Annotated in this window: 21 protein-coding genes and 2 tRNA genes; 14 read left to right on the top strand and 9 right to left on the bottom strand. The window is 32.2% G+C overall.

The annotated features are described in order from the left end of the window. Positions 1-87 precede the first annotated feature (87 nt). The 3 genes from ACWNT5_RS11200 to ACWNT5_RS11190 are packed head-to-tail and all read right to left on the bottom strand — an operon-like array spanning position 88 to position 2,543. Positions 88-963 carry a TssN family type VI secretion system protein gene (locus tag ACWNT5_RS11200; RefSeq protein WP_299600218.1) on the bottom strand — a complete coding sequence of 292 codons (876 nt, stop codon included), beginning with the start codon at positions 961-963 and terminating at the stop codon, positions 88-90. Further along, positions 960-1,886, bottom strand: coding sequence for a hypothetical protein (locus ACWNT5_RS11195; protein ID WP_299600221.1), 927 nt, complete (start codon positions 1,884-1,886; stop codon positions 960-962). The genes ACWNT5_RS11200 and ACWNT5_RS11195 overlap by 4 nt, the downstream gene beginning before the upstream one ends. 27 nt (positions 1,887-1,913) lie before the next feature. Then, positions 1,914-2,543 carry a C40 family peptidase gene (locus tag ACWNT5_RS11190; protein WP_299600223.1) on the bottom strand — a complete coding sequence of 210 codons (630 nt, stop codon included), beginning with the start codon at positions 2,541-2,543 and terminating at the stop codon, positions 1,914-1,916. Positions 2,544-2,745: 202 nt separating this feature from the next. Here ACWNT5_RS11190 and ACWNT5_RS11185 point away from each other — a divergent pair, with 202 nt between their 5' ends. The 5 genes from ACWNT5_RS11185 to tssO are packed head-to-tail and all read left to right on the top strand — an operon-like array spanning position 2,746 to position 7,756. Beyond that, positions 2,746-3,177, top strand: a complete 432-nt coding sequence (locus tag ACWNT5_RS11185; protein WP_299600225.1) for a GPW/gp25 family protein — start codon at positions 2,746-2,748, stop codon at positions 3,175-3,177. A gap of 8 nt (positions 3,178-3,185) precedes the next feature. Continuing rightward, positions 3,186-5,021, top strand: a complete 1,836-nt coding sequence (locus tag ACWNT5_RS11180; protein WP_299600227.1) for a type VI secretion system baseplate subunit TssF — start codon at positions 3,186-3,188, stop codon at positions 5,019-5,021. Between the two features lie 22 nt (positions 5,022-5,043). Next, on the top strand, positions 5,044-6,033 hold the full coding sequence (locus ACWNT5_RS11175) for a PKD domain-containing protein (protein WP_299902936.1): 990 nt from the start codon (positions 5,044-5,046) through the stop codon (positions 6,031-6,033). A gap of 19 nt (positions 6,034-6,052) precedes the next feature. After that, complete coding sequence (locus tag ACWNT5_RS11170; protein ID WP_299902938.1) at positions 6,053-7,210, top strand: hypothetical protein; 1,158 nt, start codon at positions 6,053-6,055, stop codon at positions 7,208-7,210. A 27-nt stretch (positions 7,211-7,237) separates the two neighbouring features. Beyond that, entirely contained in the window at positions 7,238-7,756 is a 519-nt protein-coding gene (gene tssO / locus ACWNT5_RS11165; protein ID WP_299600234.1) for a type VI secretion system TssO, read from the top strand. Positions 7,757-7,834: 78 nt separating this feature from the next. Here tssO and ACWNT5_RS11160 read toward each other — a convergent pair whose 3' ends face one another. Continuing rightward, the gene (locus tag ACWNT5_RS11160) at positions 7,835-9,643 is read right to left on the bottom strand and encodes a M61 family metallopeptidase (protein ID WP_299600236.1); all 1,809 of its coding nucleotides are present in this window, start codon (positions 9,641-9,643) and stop codon (positions 7,835-7,837) included. A gap of 386 nt (positions 9,644-10,029) precedes the next feature. Here ACWNT5_RS11160 and folE point away from each other — a divergent pair, with 386 nt between their 5' ends. From folE to ACWNT5_RS11120, 8 genes are all read left to right on the top strand, one after another. Next, positions 10,030-10,728 carry a GTP cyclohydrolase I FolE gene (gene folE / locus ACWNT5_RS11155; RefSeq protein WP_299600238.1) on the top strand — a complete coding sequence of 233 codons (699 nt, stop codon included), beginning with the start codon at positions 10,030-10,032 and terminating at the stop codon, positions 10,726-10,728. A 33-nt stretch (positions 10,729-10,761) separates the two neighbouring features. Next, the gene (locus ACWNT5_RS11150; RefSeq protein ID WP_299600240.1) at positions 10,762-11,394 is read left to right on the top strand and encodes a flavin reductase family protein; all 633 of its coding nucleotides are present in this window, start codon (positions 10,762-10,764) and stop codon (positions 11,392-11,394) included. Between the two features lie 517 nt (positions 11,395-11,911). Next, positions 11,912-12,055 carry a DUF2256 domain-containing protein gene (locus ACWNT5_RS11145; protein ID WP_299600242.1) on the top strand — a complete coding sequence of 48 codons (144 nt, stop codon included), beginning with the start codon at positions 11,912-11,914 and terminating at the stop codon, positions 12,053-12,055. A 15-nt stretch (positions 12,056-12,070) separates the two neighbouring features. Then, entirely contained in the window at positions 12,071-13,372 is a 1,302-nt protein-coding gene (locus ACWNT5_RS11140; protein ID WP_456517364.1) for a DASH family cryptochrome, read from the top strand. Positions 13,373-13,375: 3 nt separating this feature from the next. Next, positions 13,376-14,911: a cryptochrome/photolyase family protein gene (locus ACWNT5_RS11135; protein WP_456517363.1), complete on the top strand. Its 1,536-nt coding sequence runs from the start codon at positions 13,376-13,378 to the stop codon at positions 14,909-14,911. Then, positions 14,901-16,379, top strand: a complete 1,479-nt coding sequence (locus tag ACWNT5_RS11130; RefSeq protein WP_299600251.1) for a cryptochrome/deoxyribodipyrimidine photo-lyase family protein — start codon at positions 14,901-14,903, stop codon at positions 16,377-16,379. Before ACWNT5_RS11135 ends, ACWNT5_RS11130 begins: the two co-directional genes overlap by 11 nt. Positions 16,380-16,385: 6 nt before the next feature. Then, entirely contained in the window at positions 16,386-16,667 is a 282-nt protein-coding gene (locus ACWNT5_RS11125; protein ID WP_299600253.1) for a TIGR03643 family protein, read from the top strand. Beyond that, positions 16,667-17,065, top strand: a complete 399-nt coding sequence (locus ACWNT5_RS11120; RefSeq protein ID WP_299600256.1) for a DUF2452 domain-containing protein — start codon at positions 16,667-16,669, stop codon at positions 17,063-17,065. The genes ACWNT5_RS11125 and ACWNT5_RS11120 overlap by 1 nt, the downstream gene beginning before the upstream one ends. Before the next feature lie 402 nt (positions 17,066-17,467). On the opposite strand, the gene ACWNT5_RS11115 is transcribed toward ACWNT5_RS11120, so the two are convergent. Continuing rightward, positions 17,468-17,552: transfer RNA gene (locus ACWNT5_RS11115), tRNA-Ser, on the bottom strand. A gap of 169 nt (positions 17,553-17,721) precedes the next feature. Between ACWNT5_RS11115 and ACWNT5_RS11110 the strand changes: the two genes are divergently transcribed. Further along, positions 17,722-18,759, top strand: a complete 1,038-nt coding sequence (locus tag ACWNT5_RS11110) for a M28 family metallopeptidase (RefSeq protein WP_456517362.1) — start codon at positions 17,722-17,724, stop codon at positions 18,757-18,759. A 79-nt stretch (positions 18,760-18,838) separates the two neighbouring features. On the opposite strand, the gene ACWNT5_RS11105 is transcribed toward ACWNT5_RS11110, so the two are convergent. The 4 genes from ACWNT5_RS11105 to ACWNT5_RS11090 all read right to left on the bottom strand — a co-directional run bounded on the left by ACWNT5_RS11105 (position 18,839) and on the right by ACWNT5_RS11090 (position 23,207). Continuing rightward, positions 18,839-18,914 (bottom strand) — tRNA-His (locus ACWNT5_RS11105). 59 nt (positions 18,915-18,973) lie between these two features. Then, positions 18,974-19,690 (bottom strand): bacillithiol biosynthesis deacetylase BshB1, encoded by a 717-nt coding sequence (gene bshB1, locus ACWNT5_RS11100; RefSeq protein WP_299600296.1) that lies wholly within the window; start codon positions 19,688-19,690, stop codon positions 18,974-18,976. Between the two features lies 1 nt (position 19,691). Then, a complete protein-coding gene (locus ACWNT5_RS11095) occupies positions 19,692-20,861 on the bottom strand; it encodes a trans-sulfuration enzyme family protein (protein ID WP_456517361.1) in 1,170 nt (389 codons plus the stop codon). 102 nt (positions 20,862-20,963) lie between these two features. After that, positions 20,964-23,207, bottom strand: a complete 2,244-nt coding sequence (locus ACWNT5_RS11090) for a tetratricopeptide repeat-containing hybrid sensor histidine kinase/response regulator (RefSeq protein ID WP_299600301.1) — start codon at positions 23,205-23,207, stop codon at positions 20,964-20,966. Positions 23,208-23,316 lie beyond the last annotated feature (109 nt).

Here is a 23,316-nt window from a genome sequence, read left to right as displayed (position 1 = left end):
CACTTTGTCGTGAAATTCATCTACCAAAAAAAAGATCTCAACGAGAAAATTGAGATCTTTTTTTAACAAAATTTTAACAGATATTTTTTATGCTCTTTTGCAAATAATAACGTCATTTTCCTTAATTCCATTCCCTTCAATAGTTCTAGTAAAGTCAATATGAGATTGCATTCCCATCCAATTAGGTTTGGTGTAAAAAATCCATCCGTAAGGATTGTTTTTATCATCTAAGAACTCAATTTCACCTTCTGGATGTCTATCGTTGTAATCATTAATAAAGAAGTAAAAAAGCTTACCAAATTCCATTTTCTCTGGTGCTTTTAGTCTAAAATTACTTAACTCGTCTGTAGTTTCTCCTTTGTTAAATTCAAATGAAATTACCAATGGGTTGATTAATTCATCATCTTTAGGATCCTTCATTTTCTTATCGATAGGGTAGAACCACTTTTTATAGATTGGAACTGGTATTGAAATTGCAAATTCATATAGCTTTACTATCATTATAGGTATAATAAAGCAAAGAGAAGATGCCGCAAATATATATTTGTAATCAGGCTTGTATATTTCTACCACAAATAGGAAAGTGATTAAACCAATAAACACTGTTACTACTGTGTACAGAAATTCGGGCCAAAATTTAGTAAGATTATCATCTAATAAATTAGGGAAAAATCTCCTCATTGCTAGTACATGTAGCGTTCCTAGGCATAAGAAAATGATTTGAAAACCTATAAAGCTATTCAAAGGAATATTATTAAGTACTTTTTCGTTGCTTAATAAAGCTGTGCCTGCAAATACAAGTAAAACAACTAGCATGTATAGCAAGAATTTCTTTTTATTTTTAACAAAAAGTTTTTTTAACCCAGCAACTACTCCCATTAATATAGCACTAACTGCTAATAACAAGATTCCTACCTTAAAAAAATCAGCATTTACTGCTGCAGCTTGTAATGTTAAATTCATATCATAGTGGTTAGACCCATTCTGGGACTGTTAGTCTCATTTAATACAAATGTCTCTTCTTTATTCGAATATGTTACGTTAATTGTTGTGTCTATCTCCATAGGGATAAAATAGTCACAAAAGATACTAATAAATTTCTTAGTAGCTCCCCCAATTATATACTTATCGATATTTTTTTGGTCCACCGGACCTATATTAATTTCCCAAAAAGGGTAAGAAATGACCGTTTCATTTAGTTCTAAAACTAAATCTACACCTAATTGGTTTTTGCTATCATTGTCTTCATCTTCAGCATCTTCTAATGTGTGATATTTTCTTGTAATACTTACTTTTTCTTCGATTATCTTTTCTAAACTTAAAGCTGTTAGTTCAATTTCACCTGAGATTTTGTGTACGTAAGGAAGAAGTTGTAACAACTTTATGCTATAATCAGAAGGAATTTCTGGATCTAAATTCCAAAATTTTAAGAGAAAATCCGTTTTTAAATTTGCAAATTCATTTATCAGCTGTCGTTCATTTTTTTCAATATTTACACGTTGTGTAAAAAACTCATTTTCTAAAGGTGAAAAAAACGACCGAGCATCTTTTTCTTGTTTTTTTTGCTTTTGATGCAGCTCCGTAAAGGAAATATCACTTTTTGCTTTTACTGGTTCGTGAAAAAAACCTTCCGGAAGTGTGTCATACAGACCATTTCTGGATAAATGCAATTGTAATTTATCTTTATCCCGTGAATAGGTGTCTAGTTTTATGTCAATAACATCCCGTCTGTAAGACCTAGAAAAGGTACTGTTGTTAAATATATCAATGTCTGTAAGATCTAAACTAGACTTCTCTAAAATTTCAGTAACAAAAATTTCTGCTTTTAGATTTTGATAAGTTGAAATCAGTTCTTCGTAGACAACCTGTACCTCTTCGTTGTTCATTCGTTTAGTTGGTGTAAATGAATGGAATTATTTGTTTTGTGCGGTTTTGTTGTTAGTATATTTAGGTTTCTTTCCTGCAGCTACAAACATTCTTTTCCAAGGTTGTTCAGATAAAATACTTATTTGCACACCGTTTCCTCCTGAGTTACCTCTACGAGATGTAGAATGCACAAATCTATCATTTCCGAGGTAAAAACCAACGTGTGTAATTTCTCGAAATTCTGATCCTTTATTATTAAAAAAGATCAAATCTCCCTGCTTTAAGTTATGAAGTCCTTTAAACTTATTGGTGTCATCAGCTTTAAATTGTTTATCTGCAGTACGTTCAATTAAATTGCCATAAACATCGTGATATATATACTGTGTAAAATAAGAACAATCTATACCTTTCTTAGTATTTCCTCCTAGTAAATAAGGCGTGTTCATCCATTCATCTATAAATTCAAATAGAGCGATATTATCAACTTCTTTAGGCGCAATTCCTAAAATAGCACCATATTTTTTCTGAATAGGTAATATGGCGTTTTGTTTAGCTAAAGCAATAGAGTCTCTTCTGGCTTGCGCAAGTGCTTCTTGTTCTGCTTTCTTGGAACCTCCACAACTTATTGCCCCAATAATGATTACAAATAAGAAAAACGTTTTATAAAGTGTATTCATGCGTCAATGAAAATTTAGACAAATATAAAAAAACTTATGGTTATTTTCTACCCTATATACAGGGATAACAATAAAATAAAATCATAAAAATAGGGATTCTTGTATTTTTATTTAGTTTATTGTATTAACAAGCCCTAGTAAATAAAATCTTTAGTAAATTGCAATTGGTTTTAGGGTACATTAAACACACAAATTACTATTCATGAATTCTTCTTATTATAAGCTGCCTTTAGATACTTTTGGAATTGTTAAAAATAAAGATATCGATAGTTGTGATTTGAAACAATCTATAGTTGGTTTTATTCATCTTATCACAACTTCGTATTTTGGTGAGTGTACCTTTGATGAAACCTTTGGGTGTTCCATCTGGAATGTGGATTTTGACAATCTTACGAGTACCAATAAATTAAGAAACACGATTTCTGAATCATTGGTAGAAAGTATTGCTTCTCAGGAACGAAGACTTAGGAGAGTTACTGTTGATGTTAATATCCAGCAAGAAGAATTTAAGAATAGGGGAAGTTTAAACAGAATTAAGAAGAGAGTAGATATAAGAGTTAACGGTGTTATAAGTAGAACAAATGAAGAATTTGCTTGCTTAGAAAGATTTTATATAGCTCCATTATCGTTTTAAAAGAGTTTATGAGTACGGAAAATAAAGTTCAGATAAAAAATAGAATGATCAAAAAAGCGGCTTCGCTTTGGGGAGTTTCTCCAAACGAAATCGAAAGTTCTTTTGATCCCGTTGTGTCTCTTTTGATAGGTGCATGTGCCTCAGAAATTGAAAAAATTTCTAGTGAAATAGATAATTCTCAAACCCGTATCACAGAGCGTTTGATTCAGTTAATGACCCCAGAAACATTGTATGGGTCTAGACCGGCGCATGGAATTGTATATGCGGAACCTATAGAGAAAAGAACAACAATTACACCAGAACATCTGTTGTACTTTAAAAAGAAAATAAAAACAAAAAACGCTAGTACAGAATTAAAAAACATATATTTTTCACCAATTCAAAAAAATCAATTGGTCGATGCTACTATTGATCGAATGATTTGTGGAGATAAGATCTTTGAATTAGAAGGTAAGAGGAAAACCGCTAGTCCCTTGTCTTTGAAAGATACAAAAGGGTTGTCGCCATCTACTTTATTTTTAGGTATAAAAACAGATCAGGATAACATATCATTAAAAGATGTGTCATTTTATTTTGAATTGTTAGATGTACAGGAAAATGAATTGTTTTACCATCACCTAAAAAATGCGAAGTTTTTCTTTGAAGAGAAAGAGTTTGCATCTATTCCGGGTTATTTTAATAGTGATATTTTCCGCAGAACGAATTTGGAATCAATATTTGATTATAAGCCTAATAAGACTAGAAATATAGAAGAAAAAATAAGTAAATTATACAAAAAACACTTTGTTTCCATTAAATCTGGTATTTCTATAGGGTCGAAGGGGAATTTACCAGAAGAATTCTCTAAATTTATAGATCAGCAAACTCATGAAGATTTAGTGGATTATAGTTGGATAAAAATAGAGTTTCCAAGAATTATTAATGATGCTATCTTAGAGAGTGTATATTGTACTTTCAATGCGTTTCCTGCATTGAATCGAAAATGGGAAAGTATTTCCTATCAATTGAAAGATTATATAGACATAGTTCCTATTAGTACACAAGATCTGTTTTTAGATATTAAGGGTATTTCCAATACCTCAGGAAAAGAATATAGGTTAAGAGAAAATGATTCGGCTGCGGATGATAAAGGAACATACGTAATTCGTAGAGATAATGTAAGTAAATTGGATTATAGAAAAGCAAGAGAGTATTTGATTCATTTGATTGAGTTGTTGAAAGATGAGAGTGCATCATTTTCGTTTTTTGGAAATGATTTCTTACAGTCTAATATTAATGAACTTAATCAGAATATTTCGCTTTTAGAAAAAAAGGTATCGGATATGAAAAAGTCTTCAGAAGAGACTAATTATATTTCGGTTAAGCCTTACAAGAAAAAAGATACTTTGTTAGTGGAGTACTGGGTTACAAATGGAGAAGATGCTAACCAGATAAAGTCTGGTAATAGTTTAAGTATTTATCAAGGGAGTGATCTAAAACAAAAAGGGAGTATGTTTTTAACATCTACATTCCAAGGGAAAAACAACTTAGGAATGGAAGAGCGTTTGAATGCTTACCGAAGAGCTTTGTTATCAAGAAATAGAATTGTAACAAGAGAAGATGTTAAGGCATTGTGTTATGAGTTATGCAGTACCAAAGTTCAGGAAGTAAAAGTAGGTAAGGGTTTTAAAACCGATATTCATGTTTCTAAAGGTCTTATTCCCTGTATAGAGGTGCAGTTAATAGAAAATAAAGAAGAAATCACTTCTGATGTAGAGTGGAATTCTCTAAAAAGTAATATTTTGTCAATTTTGGAACAACAATCTTTGAATGTTTTTCCATATAAAATAACAGTAATAAGTTAATTAGATAAGAAAATAGATACTAATGAAGACATCGAATAACACAAAAAATTATCATTTAGATAAAAGCGTAATATTGTTCTTTGTAATAACAATATTGGTTACAGCTACTGTTTTTGCTTTTAAGTATGTAAACTATACGCCTTGTGAAATAATAGATTTTTCTTTTAAGGATGGCGAGGTTAGAGTAGGGGATCCTATTCAGTTTGAGGACATGACAATTGGAGCATTAGAATGGAAATGGGATTTTGGGGATAGTACAACGGTAGATACCAGAAGAAAGCCATATCATACATATAAAAATCCTGGAGATTATACGGTTTCATTAATTGTTAATGGAAAGTGCCCTAAAGTTAAAACCATTTCTGTATTGGAGAAAAAAGAAATTTTAGATCCATCTAAGAAAGCTAAGTTTGAAATTCTTACTCCTAGAATTCGTGTTGGAGAGAAATTAAAGGTACAGGATAATACCCTTAATGCTACTACTTGGGAGTGGAATTTTGAGGATGCGTTGGGAGCAACTTCTAAAGAGCAAAATCCAGAGTATACCTATAGTACATCTGGTAAAAAGACCATTACTTTGATTGTAAACGGAGAATTAAAATATGCTACCACAAAAACAATTGAGGTTTTACCTAAGAAGAAAGAAACGGTTAGAAATGATGATATTGTTGTCCGAGATATATCAACAATCCCTGATGATCCAATAGGACAGGATCCTATAGCAGATGATCCAGTCGATGAATTTAAAGCACCTTTTATAAATGAAAAATCATTTAAAGCTAAAGTGATTCTGGTTTCTACTAAAAAATTAACGGCTAATGATTTCAAGGACTATTTATGTGGTAATTTAGATTTACCAATAATTGTGCGTAAAAAGAGAACTACGTTTATAGAATTTTGTGAAAAGATCAAAGGAAAAAGTATTACTATTAAGGATTTGAAGTTAACCCATGAGGAAAATAACTGTATTAAAAATATAGTAATCGATTACAGAAAGAATAGTATTTTCTAATAACTAAGAAATATCAAAGATGGAATTATCAAATAAAAATCATCATAGGGTCAACTGGATTGACGGTATGAAGATTAATAAAAACCATTTTATTGAAGCAGATAATGCATTTACTAATTTTTCGCAACTTATTGGAGCGAAAGATATTAATGCAATTAATTATGGTTTATTACCAGATTTAGCAGGAGATGAAGCCGTTGATATGGTTTTTTCAATGGATGGTCAGGATACGATTAAAGTGCAACTTAATAGATGTGTTGCTGTGACTAAAGGTGGTTTTATTATTAATATAACACCTGAGATATCGTCCGCTTTAGAACAAATAGGTAGTATTATAAGTACTGAATATAAAATTAATAGTACAGATGAAGAATGTTATATTGTTCTTAGTGTTGATCCCTACGGTAGAGTACCTGTAGGTGATGCTAATCCGGAAGAAGAACCACCACGACATCCTTATGTTTTGCCAGAATATAGTTTACATGTTATTAATTTAGCTGAAGCAAATGAACAAGAGTTTGGTAAACATCATATTACAATAGGTAAGATAGAGTTTAATGATGGGGTAGCCTCCTTAGCAGAAGATTTTATTCCGCCATGTGTTTCTATTCAGAGCCACCAGGATCTTAGATATATTTATACAGAGATACATACTTTCTTTAACGCTATAGAGAAATATTCTATGAATATTATTCAAAAGATCTATCAAAAAAAGCAATCGAATGAACTGGCTACGATGGTGCTAACATTAACTCAAAACTCATTGCAATATTTGGGAGGAATGTTGCCAGAGTTCCGTTTATATGATCGTCATTTACCACCAGTAACGATGATTACTAAATTAATGTCTCTAGCAAGAGTTATTAAAAATAGTATGGATGTATATGCGGGAACTGGTAAAGAAGAACTTTTAAATTATCTTTCTGATTGGTGTGATCTAAATCAAGGGGCATTCGAAAATGTGTTGATTGAAATGATGGATTTAGATTATCAGCATACCGATATTAATAAAGCGTTGCATAATGTTTCTAGTTTTACGAAATTGATGCTTTCGCTGTTTAAAAAATTAAATGAGCTTGATTATATTGGTAAGAAATCGGATTCTAATATATTTGTGAAAGAAGAAGTAATAGCAAAACCAGATGTAAAAAGTAGAAGAAGCTTTTTATTAGATTAATGTGTATTTAAATAATATTTTAAGAAAATGAAACCAAAAAACAGTAAAGAAAGAAGAAACAGCGTTTTAAAATTTGCATTATTATTTTTATTTACGGTTGCTTTAATTGTTACTGCCTTCTTCTTTGATTTTGATAGAGTACCTCTTAAAGAAAACGAAGTGCTAAGAGAACGCACTGCGATTGTTGAAAAAGATGCGAAATTTCAAAAAGATTTTTCTAAAGGAATGTTTAAAATAGAGAAATTAATCGATTCGTTAGATCGTCCAGGTAAAGAAGATAATTTATATTATATAAATAGAAATCTAGAATCTGAAATAGGAGACCTGAACGAGGCTATAGATCAAAAAGATACAACATATAGATATAAAATGTATGTAAATATAGTAACTTCTTACAGGCAAATTAAAGAGTTAAAAGCTGAGCTTGCGAAACAGAAAAAAGAGTTTCAGGAGTTTGAAGAATATAAAGAAGCTTTAGAAAAAACCAGGGAGCAGTTAGATAGAGCTAGAACTGATTTGGATCGTTGCAGAGCTTCACGAAGATAAGATCTACGGATTAGTAAGAAACTAAAAAAGTCGACAAATAGAATGTCGACTTTTTTAGTTTTATATGTTAAAAGAAAATTATTTTGCTTTCAACCAGTTTTCTCGTTTTAATAAGGCTTTTTTACTTGGTTTCGAAAATTGAGTGATCACCACCTCAGGATCAACACCAAATCTTATCAAAGCTTTTTTCTCTTCTCCAAGTCTTCTGTATATAACTGTTGCCTTTTTTCCTGGTTTGTATTTACTAATAACATCGTTAAAAGTACCAAGGTCAGAGAATGATTTGTTGTCTATAGCAACGATCACATCTCCTTTAGCGATACCTGCAGTATATGCTGGTGTTCCTTTTTTTACATATTTAGAAACTACGGCATTATCATTGTCATCAAAAGTAACATCTACCCCTAAATAGGCTTTCTTAGCATTGGTTTTAGGGTATATCGCTACAGAACCTAATAGTTTTTTAAAATCCGGAATCTGACTGTCGAAAATATATTTTTCAAAGAAATCATCAGCAAAAGATTCTCCTGCATATTCTCTTAAAGTAAAAAATAAATTTTCGATAGTATATGGAATTTCTGTCTTTCCATATTTTGTCCAAACAAGTTTTAGGTAATCATCTAAATTAAGATCATCTTTATCTCTAAGAGAAAGATCTAAAGCTAATCCTAACATGCTTCCATAAGAATAATAGGATACAAATGTGTTTTCTCTATTGGTTGGATCCATAGAAGTAGCTGCATCTACAAAAGGAGCCTGATAACTCATTTCTATAGGGTTAAAGTATTGAAGTGCAGGAGAATTCCATACATAATTATAGGTCTTGCTCAAGCTTTCGATATACTGATCAGGAGTAATAATACCTGCTCTACATAGTATTAAATTGGTATAATAACTTGTAAATCCTTCTGCAAACCAAAGCTCACCAGACATGTTTACGTTTTCAAAATCAAAAGGCTCTAGAGAAATTGGGCGAATACGTTCTACATTCCAAGCATGAAAAAATTCATGAGCTACAGTGCCAATGTTTTTTTCCATTCCTCCGTCTGCCAGGCTTCTAGTACTGGTTAAGATTGTAGAGTTACGATGTTCCATTCCGTCACCCGAAACGGTAGGCATGTAGCTGGCAATAAAAGTATATTCTCCGTAGTCAAAATTCGGATAATCTCCATAAATAGCTTTAGTCTGCTCTACGATTTTCTTTATTTGTTCAAAATATTGATCAGCTTCTTCTTCTGTACCTGGATGTAGGAGTGCTAATTTTATGGTGTACTCAGTACCAGCTGCTGGAACTTTAAATTCTTTGACTGTATGATTACTAATTCCCGCAGGACTATCCATAAAGTACTGTAAGTTAGGAGCTAAGAATTTGTTTCCTCCTAACGGAATTAGTTGAGTAGCAACTTTCCAGTTTAGATCTTCTCTAACTAAATAAGTTACCTGTACTGGCCTCTCTTTTAAGGTAGGAATGTACATGAAAGTAGCAGGCATATTAAGATGAGCATGTGTTTCATTTATCTGCGAGTAGGTGCCATCAGCACGATCGGCAAATAAGGTATACGACAGGTTGATAGTTCCATCATGTCCAGAAACATCCCATTGGTAAGGATTGGGTCTCGTCACAGTAACATCTTTGCCCTTGCTGTCGGTTATTTTGACATTATAAACATTTTTAGCAAATTCATGAAGCGCGTATCTTCCCGGCGATGTTCTACTCATTCTTAACGAAATGGTACCACTTTCTAAATTAGTAAATTTAGCACTGATCTCAGCTTCATGATGTACAGCATTATCAAAAGAAATTTGGTATTCATTTCTTACTTGAGAATAACTGGAAGAAATGCAGAGTAGAAATAAAAGTAAAAAGAAAAATCTAAAAGACTTCATTAAAAGAGTTTTTGGTTAAAAGATACATGCGTTCAAAAGTGGCAAAAATAATACAAATTATTACCAAAGTTAGGTGGGAAGTTTTAAATATATCTGGGGCTCTGAAAATAAATTAATACATACTAATTTATTCAAAAACAGAGCTCAAAAATACAACAAACTCTTAACTGCACAAATTAAAGGCACGAAAATTGAATAGGATAAGATAAAACGAATCACAAGATTTTCTTAATTTTTGAAGGTTATAAAAATATATGTTAATTATTGTTTAATAAATAGCTGTAAAAGTTAAACAGTTTTGTAAATTTGAATGAAAAAGAAATTTTAATTTGAAAATAGATGAGTATATATACTTTTATATTTTCAACAAACACTATAAAATTTAGATGAAAATAGGAGTAGAAACATTGATAGAGACAAATGGGCATGGTTTAAATGGGTTTTCCATTGATGAAATTGGAGATGATCATATCAGTACAGGTATGGAAACTCCAATGAAAGAAGATGCTTTTGATATTACAGATGAAGAGAAGAAAGAAAAGATCTCTTATTTGTTTCGGGAGATAATGGAGGTAATGGGATTAGATCTTACTGATGACTCCTTGCGAGGTACTCCTGATCGTGTTGCTAAAATGTATATAGAAGAAATTTTCTCAGGTTTAGATCCTAAAAACAAACCAAAAGTAGCGCTATTTGATAATAAATATAAATATGAGCAAATGCTCGTAGAAAAGAATATTACTTTTTATTCTAATTGTGAACATCATTTTGTTCCTATTATAGGAACGGCTCATGTTGCATATATTTCTTCAGGAAAAGTTATTGGTTTATCAAAATTAAATAGAATTGTTCAGTATTATGCAAAAAGACCACAAGTACAGGAACGTCTTACAAATCAAATAGCTATGGAGCTAAGAGAAGTTTTACAAACTGAAGACGTCGCTGTAATTATTGATGCAAAACACCTTTGTGTTTCTTCTAGAGGTGTAAAAGATGATACCTCTGCAACAGTAACAACGTATTATGGAGGTGCATTTAATAGTCCAGAGAAAATAGCAGAACTTCAGAATTATTTAAATAACTAATCAGGTTTAAAATTCGGTTTTATAACTATCCATATGCATTATACAAAGGAACAAATTAAGACAATGGAGCGCGTAAAACGTTTAAAAATAATTAATGCTGTATCCGGAATCAAACCAGCAAATCTAATTGGTACTATAAATAATGATGGCGTAAGTAATGTGGCTATTTTTAGTTCAGTAGTGCATTTAGGGAGCGATCCTGCGTTAATGGGTTTTATTATGAGGCCTGTAGGTGATGTTCCTAGACACACCTATGATAATATTCTGCAGAATAACTGTTATACGATTAATCATGTGCATAAGTCTTTTGTAAAAAAAGCACATTATACTTCGGCAAAATTGGATAGTAAAGAATCAGAATTTGACAGATGTGGTTTAACAGAAGAATTTATTAATGATTTTAAGGCTCCTTTCGTAAAGGAAAGTAATCTAAAAATTGGTTTGCGGTTTGTGGAATCTATTGATATAGCTATTAATGGGACTATTTTAATGATAGGAGAAATAGATCATCTAATACTACCAGAGGAGACATTTCAACATAGCGATGACCTTGATTTAAGTAGTATGGATACTGTTGGTATTTCTGGGTTGAATTCCTATTACAGCCTAAATAAAATAGAAGAGTTTCCTTATGTAAGAGTATCCGAAATGCCAGATTTTAATTAAATGAATCTTCTCGAAATTCAGTTGTTGTTAGATTTTGGGTTAGTAATTCTTATATGGATTGTACAGTTAATAGTTTATCCTAGTTTTAAATACTACAACATTAATAATCTTGTTAATTGGCATAGGATTTACGCCTTCAGAATTGGTATGATCGTTATGCCTCTAATGTTGGGGCAAATTGTGATTAGCTTTATTAGGTTGCTAGGACCTTATTCTTTGCTAAATATTTTTCATATACTGTTAGTGACATTAGTGTGGTTTTCTACTTTTTTTCAATTTGTACCAATGCACAATCAAATTGCAGATAATACAGGCAATGATGAGGTAATAGTTAAGTTGATTAGAAACAACTGGCTCAGAACAGTTGTTTGGACATGCATATTCATTTGTACTCTCTTTCAATCTCCAAAATAAATTTAATTAGTCTTTTCAAACATTTCCTTATATCCTGTTAAAGTTGCATTCTGATTATTTTTTTGTTTAAGTATTTTGTAATTTTATTAAACAAAATATTTATATGAAAAAATCTCATCTCCCAACAAAAATTTGTAAGGTCTGTGAAAGGCCATTTACATGGAGAAAGAAATGGGAAAAAGTATGGGAAGAGGTGCAGTATTGCAGTGTGCGCTGTAGAAATAATAGAAATAAAGTTAAAGGTTAAAAACAAAAGGAATACATGAAACGAACAGGTTTGGTTTGGTTTAGAAATGATTTAAGAGTTTTTGATAACACCTCCTTGTATAAAGCTACTAATGAAAATGATCGTGTAATTGGAGTCTTTTGCTTTGATCCACGCTTATTCAAGGTGGGTCAATTCGGATTCAAGAAATCTGGAAAGTATCGTGCGAAGTTTCTTATTGAGTCGGTGAATGATTTACGAGAAAATCTACTCAAAAAAAATATTTCCCTTTTAGTTTATACGAAGAAACCTGAGGATGTAATTCCTAATTTAATTGAAGATTATGAGGTAAATACAATCTATAGCCAAGAAGAGTGGACAACAGAAGAAACAGATACATACAAAACGGTAAGGAATGCAACGAAAAGTCAAGATATAGATTGGGTAACTTCTTACGATCAGTTTTTATTTGATCCACAGGATATTCCTTTTGATATTCAAGAAATCCCAAAAGTATTCACTGTCTTTAGAAAGAAATGTGAAAAATATGTACAGGTTGCAAGTGAAGTTGATATTTCAGGATTAGAACCAGATAATTTAATAGAAAATGAAACCAAGATACCCGTTTTGGAGGATCTAGGATTCAAAACTTTTGAGGTTGACTCAAGAACGGCATTTCCTTTTCTTGGAGGAGAAAGCGCAGTATTAAAAAGGATACAATCCTATTTTTGGAAAACCCATAAGCTTTCATATTACAAGAAAACTAGAAACGGTTTATTGGGAACTGATTATAGTTCTAAACTTTCTGCTTGGTTAGCTAATGGTTCTATTTCCGCGCGTACTATTTATAATCGGGTGCGTGATTATGAGAAAGAGATCGAAAAGAATCAAAGCACGTATTGGCTAATTTTTGAATTGATTTGGAGAGATTTTTTCAAGTATGTGTCCCTAAAACATGGTAATGATTTGTTTAAGAGAAACGGCATACTCCATAAAGAATATTCTTGGTCTCAAAATCAAGAGAAGATTGAGCAATGGATTCAGGGTGAAACTAAAGAGCCTTTTGTAAATGCAAATATGATCGAACTTTTACACACAGGATGGATGAGTAATCGAGGGAGGCAGAACGTAGCCTCTTATTTTGCAAAAGAATTACAATTAGATTGGAGAATTGGAGCTTCTTATTTCGAATCTTCGTTAATAGATTATGATGTGCATAGTAACTACGGAAACTGGCAATATGTGGCAGGAGTAGGTAATGACCCCAGAGATCGAAAATTTAATATCCAACTCCAATCCGAACGTTACGATCCACAACAAAAATTTCAAAATCTTTGGCTTCAACCTACATTATTCTAACCTATGATATTACGATTACTACTTGGCGACCAGTTAAATTACGAGCATTCTTGGTACAAAGAGGTTGAGCAAGATGATGTTTGCTACTTTATGGCAGAAATGAGGCAAGAAACCGATTATACCAAGCATCATATTCAAAAAGTTGTTGGTTTTTTTAGCAGTATGCGAAACTTTTCTTCTTGGCTAAAAGAGCAAGGGAAACAGGTTGTTTATTATCAACTCGATCATAAAAAAAATAAACAAGACTTAGTTGGCAATTTAAAGCAGATAATAAAGGAAAATAAGATTACTAAATTCGAATATCAACTCCCTGACGAGTATCGACTAGATGTACAGTTAAAAGAGTTTTGTGAAACACTATCCATAGAGTTTGAAGTATTTGATACGGAACACTTTTTGACTTCCAGAACTGATTTTGCTAAATTTTTTGAAGGTAAAAAGCAGTATATCATGGAATACTTTTATCGTGATATGCGCAAGAAATATGATATCATGATGCTTACCAAAAAAGATCCAGAAGGTGGTAAGTGGAACTTTGATCATAGTAATAGAAAAAAATGGAATGGAAAACCGGAAATACCCAGTCAGAAAGATTTCAAAAAGGATGTAAGTAAGATTGTCGAGCTAATTCATGATTGTGAAGTTAGTACTATTGGAAATATTGACCCGAAACAGTTTAATTGGCCAACTTCCCGAAAAGAATGTCTTTCGTTGCTTACTTATTTCTGTGAAAACTTATTAATGTACTTCGGAGACTATCAGGATGCAATGCATGTAAAAGAAAAATATTTATTTCACAGTAGGTTGTCTTTTGCGATGAATAGCAAAATGTTACATCCTAAGGAAGTAATCACCACTGTTATTGAATATTGGAGAGATAGACAAGATGAAATTGATATTTCGCAAGTAGAAGGATTTGTAAGGCAGATTTTAGGTTGGCGAGAATATATGAGAGGAATGTATTGGAGTCAAATGCCAGCCTACAAAAACCTAAACGAACTTCAGAATACAAACAAGTTACCAGATTTTTACTGGACGGCGAATACTAAAATGAATTGTTTACGTTCTGCCATTCAGCAAAGTTTAGATGACTCGTATGCACATCATATTCAGCGATTAATGATTACGGGTAACTATGCTTTATTGACTATGATCGATCCAGATGAAGTGGATCAATGGTATCTTGGAATTTATATAGATGCTATCGAGTGGGTAGAGATTACCAATACTAGAGGAATGAGTCAATTTGCAGATGGAGGTTTGGTTGCGACCAAACCCTATGTATCCAGCGGTAGTTATATCAATAAAATGAGTAACTATTGTAAATCATGCGAGTATAAAGTATCTAAGAAACATGAGGATGATGCGTGTCCTTTTAACGCTTTATACTGGAATTTTTTAGATGAGAAGCAAGACTATTTTAAAAATAACCAGCGTATGTCCATGATGTTGAATCTCTTGCATAAAATGGATAAAGAAAAATTACACAAATTAAAAACCAGGGCTAATCATATAATAGAAAATCCTGATGAGTACTAATAAAGAGCATGTAAATATTGTTTGGTTTAAACGGGATCTTAGATTGCAAGATAACGAGGCGGTTTATAACGCAATTGCGACGGATTCGCCTACGTTGTTGTTGTATGTTTTTGAGAATTCTTTAAAAGAGGATAAGCACTATAGTCAACGTCATTGGAACTTTATTAAACAGTCTATAGTTGATCTAAACACTCAGCTAAAAGTATATGATACAAAAGTGCTATGTGTTTCTTCTGAAGTTATTCATACAATCGGAACACTACAACAATTCTGGAAAATAGATCAGGTGTTTTCTCATAAAGAAACTGGAATAAGAAAGACATATGAAAGAGATAAAGCATTTTCAAGATTTTGCAAAAATAACTTGATTCAATGGGTGGAAAATAACAATAATGGTATTCACAGAGGTCTTAAAAACAGAGAGAGTTGGAGAGAGGACTGTGAGCATTATATGAATCAACCTCAATTTGAATTTAATCCGAAACCTGATAGTTTTATTTCATTAGAAAAAATAGGTGAATTAGAGAAAGTTTTTCATATCGAGAACCTAGATACGGTACCAGATACTAATTTTCAACAAGGAGGTACCAATAAAGCATATCAATACTTAGTTTCTTTTTTTAAAGGAAGGTATAAGAATTATAGCTTTCATATTTCGAAACCAGAATTAGCTCGTAAAGGTTGTAGTAGGTTATCTCCATATTTGGCTTGGGGAAACTTATCTATCCGACAGGTATGGCAATATGCTATTCAACAACGAGCTACATCTGATAGTAAAAAACAAATAGATGCCTTTACTTCTAGATTACAATGGCAAGTTCATTTTGTACAAAAATTTGAGATGGAAGATATCATGGAGTTCGAAAGTATTAATAAAGGATATCGGAAATTAAAAAAACAAATATCAGAAGAATACAAAGCTGCCTGGAAGGAGGGAAGGACAGGTTATCCTCTTGTAGATGCTTGTATGAGATGTTTAAAGGAAACTGGGTATATAAATTTTAGAATGCGTGCGTTGGTAGTGTCTTTTTTTACGCATAATCTTTGGCAACCATGGCAAGAGGCGAGTGCTCACTTATCTAGTATGTTTTTAGATTTTGAACCAGGTATTCATTTTCCTCAGCTTCAGATGCAGGCTGGAGAAACTGGAATTAATACGCTTAGGATTTACAATCCCATAAAAAATAGTATTGACCATGATCCAGAAGGTGTTTTTATAAAAAAATGGGTTCCAGAGTTGAGCAATTTGCCAATTGCTTATATACATGAACCTTATAAAATGCCACCACTAGAACAGCAATTTCATGATTTCGAATTAGGAAAAGATTACCCATATCCTATTGTCGAAATGAATAGTACTAGGAAAAGAGCGAGCGATACACTCTGGAAAATGCGAGATGATGCATTGGTGAAAAGAGAAGGATATCGAATCCTAAAAAAACATACATTACCGAACAGAAAAATTTAACAGTAGATGCAAAAAGAATTATCCATACGTGATATTGACAGAATCATAGAAATGGCTTGGGAAGATAGGACACCATTTGATGCAATCCTTATGCAATTTGGATTAAAAGAGCAAGAAGTAATTAATCTAATGCGAAGAGAAATGAAACCTTCGAGCTTTAGAATGTGGAGAAAAAGGGTACAAGGAAGAAAAACAAAGCATTCAAAAAAACGTACTTTTGAAGAAGGTAGATTTAAATGTTCTCGCCAGAAACAAATTACACATAACAAAATTTCAAAAAGGAACTAATGAGCAATAAGAAACCAGACCAAGTAGTATATAATGAAGATGAAGAAAGGTATGATGCTGCCTTAAAACCTTATGCTACGGATGTAGGAGCACCGTCAATTACCATTCCGGATACGGTTGCTTGGAAAAATACAAACGTACACAGGGTAAATAAGCAGGTAAAGGCAAAATACGATGAGCTAAAAGCGCAGTATGATGTATTGATGGAGCAATTTGAGTATAACAATTTAGTTTATAATGCTAAGTTTACTTTTGAACCTATCGTGGGAGAAACGTATCATCTATATCGCAATAGCAATGAAGAACCCTTTTTATCGATCATTGCTCCAACAGAGTGTAGCTTTGATCATCTAGGAACATTTAGATTAAATGCTGATAAAATGTGGGAGCGGTTGTAATCAACTGCATGAATTAGTGTATTCTCTTTTTCTTTTGGAAAGAAAACCAGTTTCTGGTTTTTAAATGAATATTAAGCATATTATTTTCTCTTGGATAGTTTATAGCTTTTAATCCACTTTTGTTGTTGATGTTTTCGCGTGTGTTAGATTTACTTATTTTTCGGTATTATGTTGTTTTCCTTTTTTTGATACCCTTCTTTGTACATACGACTGTAATTTTCAAACGAATACCTTGTTTTTATGCAATGGTGTGCTGCTTTAGTAAAACTTAAATCCTAGCTCTTTCATAAGTTTATATGCTTCGCTATATTTCTTTTAGAATTATAATTGATATTAATCGGGAGAATTAAAATATTTTAAAAACAAAAAACGCTTCAACAATAAGTTAAAGCGTTTTGCTTGCGGAGAAAGAGGGATTCGAACCCCCGGAGGTGTGACCCTCAACAGTTTTCAAGACTGCCGCATTCGACCACTCTGCCATTTCTCCAGTGTTTAGTCTCATCAGGTATTCCCTGAATGCGGGTGCAAATATAACAACCTTTTTTAAATCTATAAAAGTTTTTTTAAATAAATTTTGAAGGTTTTTTTTATGAAAATATTGATAAAATCATCTGCTGCTAAATCTGTATATTGCATAGTGTTATAAAAAGAAATAAATGAGAAGTATTTTAATCGTTATTTTAGGCTTAGTATTTTTATATTCCTGTGGAAGCTCACAAAAATCATCTAACAAGCCTGGTAATAACAAAAAAGCAGATATCATATCGTATGCAGAGACAATAACTTCAGATGAACTTCAGAAGTATTTATACAAATTTGCAGGGGATGAATTTGAAGGTAGAGATACAGGAGAGCCTGGGCAAAAGAGGGCGGCAGAGTATTTAAAAAAGCAGTATATGAGAATGGGAATTCCTTCTCCACTTGGAGGAGAAGATTATTTCCAGGAAATAGATGAAAGTTATTTTAGAGGAAGAATTAAATCATCTGAAAATGTTTTAGCGTATATAAAAGGAACTGAAAAGCCTGATGAAATAGTAGTAATTTCTGCACATTATGATCATGTAGGGGTCGATTCTAATGGAAATATATATAATGGAGCTGATGACGATGGATCAGGTACTGTAAGTATTTTGGAAATAGCTCAGGCTTTTGCGAAAGCAGCAAAGGATGGTTATGGTCCCAAAAGAACTATATTGTTCTTACATGTAACCGGAGAAGAAAAAGGGTTGTATGGATCTAGCTACTATACAGAAAATCCAGTTTTTCCATTAGAGAAAACGGTAACTAATCTTAATATCGATATGATTGGTCGAATTGATGAAAATCATAAGAGTCCAGAAAAGAATAATTATATCTATTTAATAGGTAGTGATAGGTTGAGTACAGAGTTGCATAATTTAAGTGAAGAGATAAATAAGGAGTTTACTCAATTAGACCTAGACTATACCTACAACGCTAAGGATGATCCGAATAGATTTTATTACCGAAGTGATCATTATAATTTTGCAAAGAATAATATTCCTATCATCTTTTATTTTAATGGTGTTCATGAGGATTATCACGAGCCAACGGATACGGCAGACAAAATAGAATACGATCTGATGACAAAACGGGCTAAACTAATTTTTTATACAGCCTGGGAGATTGCTAATAAAGAAGAAAGATTAATTGTTGATGGTATTGGCAAAGAATAGAATCAGGAAAAGCTAAGTCTTACGATATGTAATATAAAACGAAAAAGACTCCGCAGTTACGGAGTCTTTCTTTTTAAAAGGGTGGAAGATCGGTCTCGAACCGACGACCTCCTGAACCACAATCAGGCGCTCTAACCAACTGAGCTACAACCACCATTTAATTTCGGCTGCAAAAATAAGGTATTTCTTTGTTTCTGCAAAGAAAAAAATGAAATTATATAAGGTCAAATATGGAATCTACTGCGGCATAGCGTTCTACAGTATAACCTTCTGCATGATCTACTCCGATGATTCTACCTAAATCAGCAGCTCTATAGCGAATACTTTCCATAAAATTCCTACTAGAAATTGGAGTAGAAGGCGCTTTGCTATCTGCATCATAAAACTGAGTTTTATAGGCCATTACACTTTCCATTTTTTTATCTAAATATCCAGTGATATCTACTACAAAATCTGGTTCCAATATTTTCCATTGGATATAGTGATATACTTTTTTAGGTCTCCAAGCATCTTGCTTCGTTCCTTCTAAAGATGTTTCTATTTTGCGTAATCCTGATAAAAAACACGAATCACTAACTAATTTGCTTCCTTTACCATGATCTATATGACGATCATCAATAGCATTACAAAGCACTATTTCTGGTTGGTATTTACGTATGATTTGGATAATAGCAAGTTGATGTGCTTCATCATTTTTAAAAAAACCATCTCTAAACCCTAGATTTTCTCGAACAGTTACTCCTAGAATTTCTGCAGCATCCTTTGCTTCTTGATCTCTAGTTTCTGGAGTTCCTCGAGTTCCTAGTTCTCCACGTGTAAGATCTAGAATACCTACTTTTTTACCATGATCAATTTCTTTGGCAAGGGTTCCTGAGCAACTTAGTTCTACATCATCAGGATGCGCTCCAATAGCTAGTATGTCTAGTTTCATATTAATGTTCTAATTCTAAGACTTTAATTTTTTGAAGTGCCTGTTCAATATCCATCATCAAATCTTCTTTTTCTTCAATACCAACACTAAACCTTAGCAACCCATCATTTATTCCTTGGTGCTTTCTTTCTTCTGCAGTTAATAAAGCATGAGAAGTTAGTGTAGGGGAGAGTATGGTACTTTCTACTCCAGCAAGACTCATGGAACTTTTTATAAGCTTTAGTTCTTTCTGAAATTTACTAGCATCTAACCCTTCTTTTAATTCAAAAGATAGCATTCCACCAAATCCTTTCATCTGTCTTTTTGCTATTTCATAGTCGGGATGTGATTTTAAACCAGGATAATATACCGCTTGGATATCGTCATGTTTTTCTAACCATTTGGCTAGTTTTTTTGCATTTTTATTTTGTTGTTTTACCCGAAGTCCTAAAGTCTTTATGCTTCTTTCTAACATCCATACCGTAAAATCACTTAAACTTCCGCCAAGATTCTTAGCTAACTGAAAAATTTGTTCGATATTTTTTTCAGAAGAAACTACGGCTCCAGCAAGAATATCGCTATGTCCTCCTAAATATTTTGTAGCAGAATGAATTACAATGTCGATACCTAATTCTATAGGGTTTTGATTAACAGGAGAAGCAAAGGTATTGTCTATCATCGTAATAATACCTTTTTCCTTTGCTAGTGCTGCTATTGCTTTTATGTCTGTTATGGTTAATAATGGGTTAGAAGGAGTTTCTATATAAATTATTTTAGTGTTGTCTTGGATTTTTTCTTCGAACCCTGTCACGTCCTGACTATCTACATAAGAGTATTCAATACCATATTTGCTAAATTCTTCATTAACCAAATTAGCAGTACCTCCATAAAGTGTTCTTTGTAATACGATATGATCATCTTTGCTTAAAAAAGCAAGTAAAGCAGTACTAATAGCTGCCATTCCGCTTCCGAAAATAAGTGATGATTCACCTTTTTCAAGTTTTGCTATTTTTTTACAAAGCGCTTCTTGATTTGGAGTATTAAAATAGCGTGGATATCTTTTAATATCTACATCTTCAAAAGCGTAAGATGTAGAGAGGTAAATAGGAGAAATCGCTCCTTTGAATTGTTTATCTTCTATTTCGCCCACATGGGTGCAAATAGTATTAAAACCAGTGTCTTTTGAGTTCATGTTAATGTTCTAAGCTTAAATTGAGCTCTAAAAATACTATATAAAAGATTAAAGAGAATAAGCTTTAACAGAATAAGTTAATAAATAAGAAAAGAACTAGAATTAATTGATGTATTTTACTTTGGAAATATTCTTCATGATTGTTTGGAAGAATTGCTGAGTATCGTAAGGTTTAATGATCACATCATTCATACCTACTGATAAAGCTTGATCTCTAATCTCACCTTCTTCAACTGCTGTAAGTGCTATGATTGGGATGTGAGTATTAAAGGTTCTTATAACAGTAGTAGCATCTAAACCATTCATTTCGGGCATGTTGATGTCCATAAGAACTAAGTCAAATGCATTTGTTTTCACCATCTCAATAGCTTTCATACCATTGCTAGCAAGATCACAAGTATACCCCTTTTTCTTAAGAATATTTTGAGTAACTATTTGATTGATTTTGTTATCATCAACGATAAGGATATTAAAATTGGTAGTTCCAATACTGATACTTTCTCCCGTTTGAGAAGAGATATCTTTTTCTTTTACCGCTTTTTCATACACTAAATCAAACGTAAATTCAGAGCCAACCCCTTCTTCACTATCAATAAAAATTTCACTCTTATGCAGATGGATAAGCTTTTTCACGATCGCTAGTCCTAGACCAGTACCTTCGTATTCTTGATTCTCATTTTTTACCTGAGCAAAGTTTTCAAAAATAGTAGCTTGCTTGCTTTTTGGTATCCCAATACCGTCATCTTTAATGATAAAACGTAAATTGTAATTATCTCCTTCAGATGCTTGGCTTTTTACTTTTATCCAAATATTCCCATTATTAGTAAACTTTAAAGCATTACCAATCAGATTTATCAATATCTGAGATAGTCTTACAGAATCACCAAGTAATGTAGTTTTAATGTTTCTATCAATATCAATATGAACAGTATTGTTATTGTTTTTTTGTTTTGAATGGAGGGAGTTTACAATTCCCTCTATTAAAGACCTAAGATCAAAGGAAACTTTTTCTAGTTTTACTTCATTAGTTTCTATCTTACTTAATTGAAGCACATCATTAATCAGCGCAAGCAAATAATCCCCAGAAAATTTTAAAGATTCTAAATATTCATTTTTCTTCTTTTCTTCTGGGTTTTCCATAAGTAATGAAGTAAGACCAATAACCCCATAAAGAGGTGTTCTTAGTTCATGACTTACAGTAGAGATAAACTGAGATTTAAGTGTGGAAACTTGTTCTGCAGTTTCTTTTGCGTTCACCAACTCCTTATTTTTCTCTATAAGATCATAATTAAGCTTCTTCTTTTGTAAATTGTTTTTATATGAACTGATTAAGAAAGCCAGAGAAATTAATATTAGCACCACTCCAAGTATGGTAATGATCTGCCATTTGATTTCTTTAGAATAGTTTTTTGCATCCTTTTCATCAGCTTTTTTTACCTTATCCTTCATTCGATTTACATCGAATTCAATCTCAGCTTTTATCAGCTCTATTTTTCTGGTAATTGCTTCGGATTTTTTTTGGTTTTCGTAATGTTTTTCTAGATACGGAATGGCTTTTTCAAATTCCTTTTTAGCCCTGTAAACTCTATGTTTTGTGTAATATGCAGTGGCAAGTTCTTGATAAGAGTTAGAAATTACTAGTTCGTTATTTTCAATATTATTTATTTCACTACTGGCGTAGGATACAGCATTATCAATGTGTTCGTCCGCTCTTTCATATCTGCGTACCCTTAGGAAATATTTTCCTAGCAAATTACTTAATTTGATTTTTTGACTTGGAGCTAAATCAAAATTGGAACCTATTAATGCTCTTACTTTTGTTAGGTATTTGTCACTAGTTTGGTAATCTCTATTATCAATATAGTGTTCTGCAAGTGTTAACCAAGGTTTAATAATTTTTGTAGTATCATTAATCTCTTTGGCTATTTTAGAACTTTCTGTAAGATGATTGATACCATTCTGTACTTTGTTATCATTCTTCAGATATAATTTTCCAAGATTATACGTTATTTTTGCCTGTACTTCTTTGCTTTTTGAAGTAGAAGCATAGGTTATAGCAGTTATATAATTGGTAATCGCTTCGCTATCCTGGCTATTTAGCTCATGTATCTTTCCGATTAGAAATCGTATTTTTGCTCTACTTCTATCATCGTTATTGTAGGTAGCGCTTTTTAAAGCAACCTGTACTTTTTCTAAAGCTTGTTGATACTTAAATTCTTCCAAGAACAATTCTGCTTGTTCTATATGGATTTGAATACTATCTCTATCTAGAGATGATTGTGCTACTGTACCAATGTAAATACAAGTAAAAAATAAATAGATTATATGTTTTGTAAAGTTCTTCAACTTTTTGGTTTAGAGGCTAATTATATGCAGCGAAAATACAAAAATAGATCTAACAATGTGCAAATCATCGTGTAAAAAGAACAATTTATCCGTAATTTATGTAAGGTAT

It is taken from the genome of Aquimarina sp. 433 (genome assembly GCF_054054605.1).
Note: the sequence above shows the minus strand (reverse complement) of the source record. Positions and strands in the feature narration are given on the sequence as shown.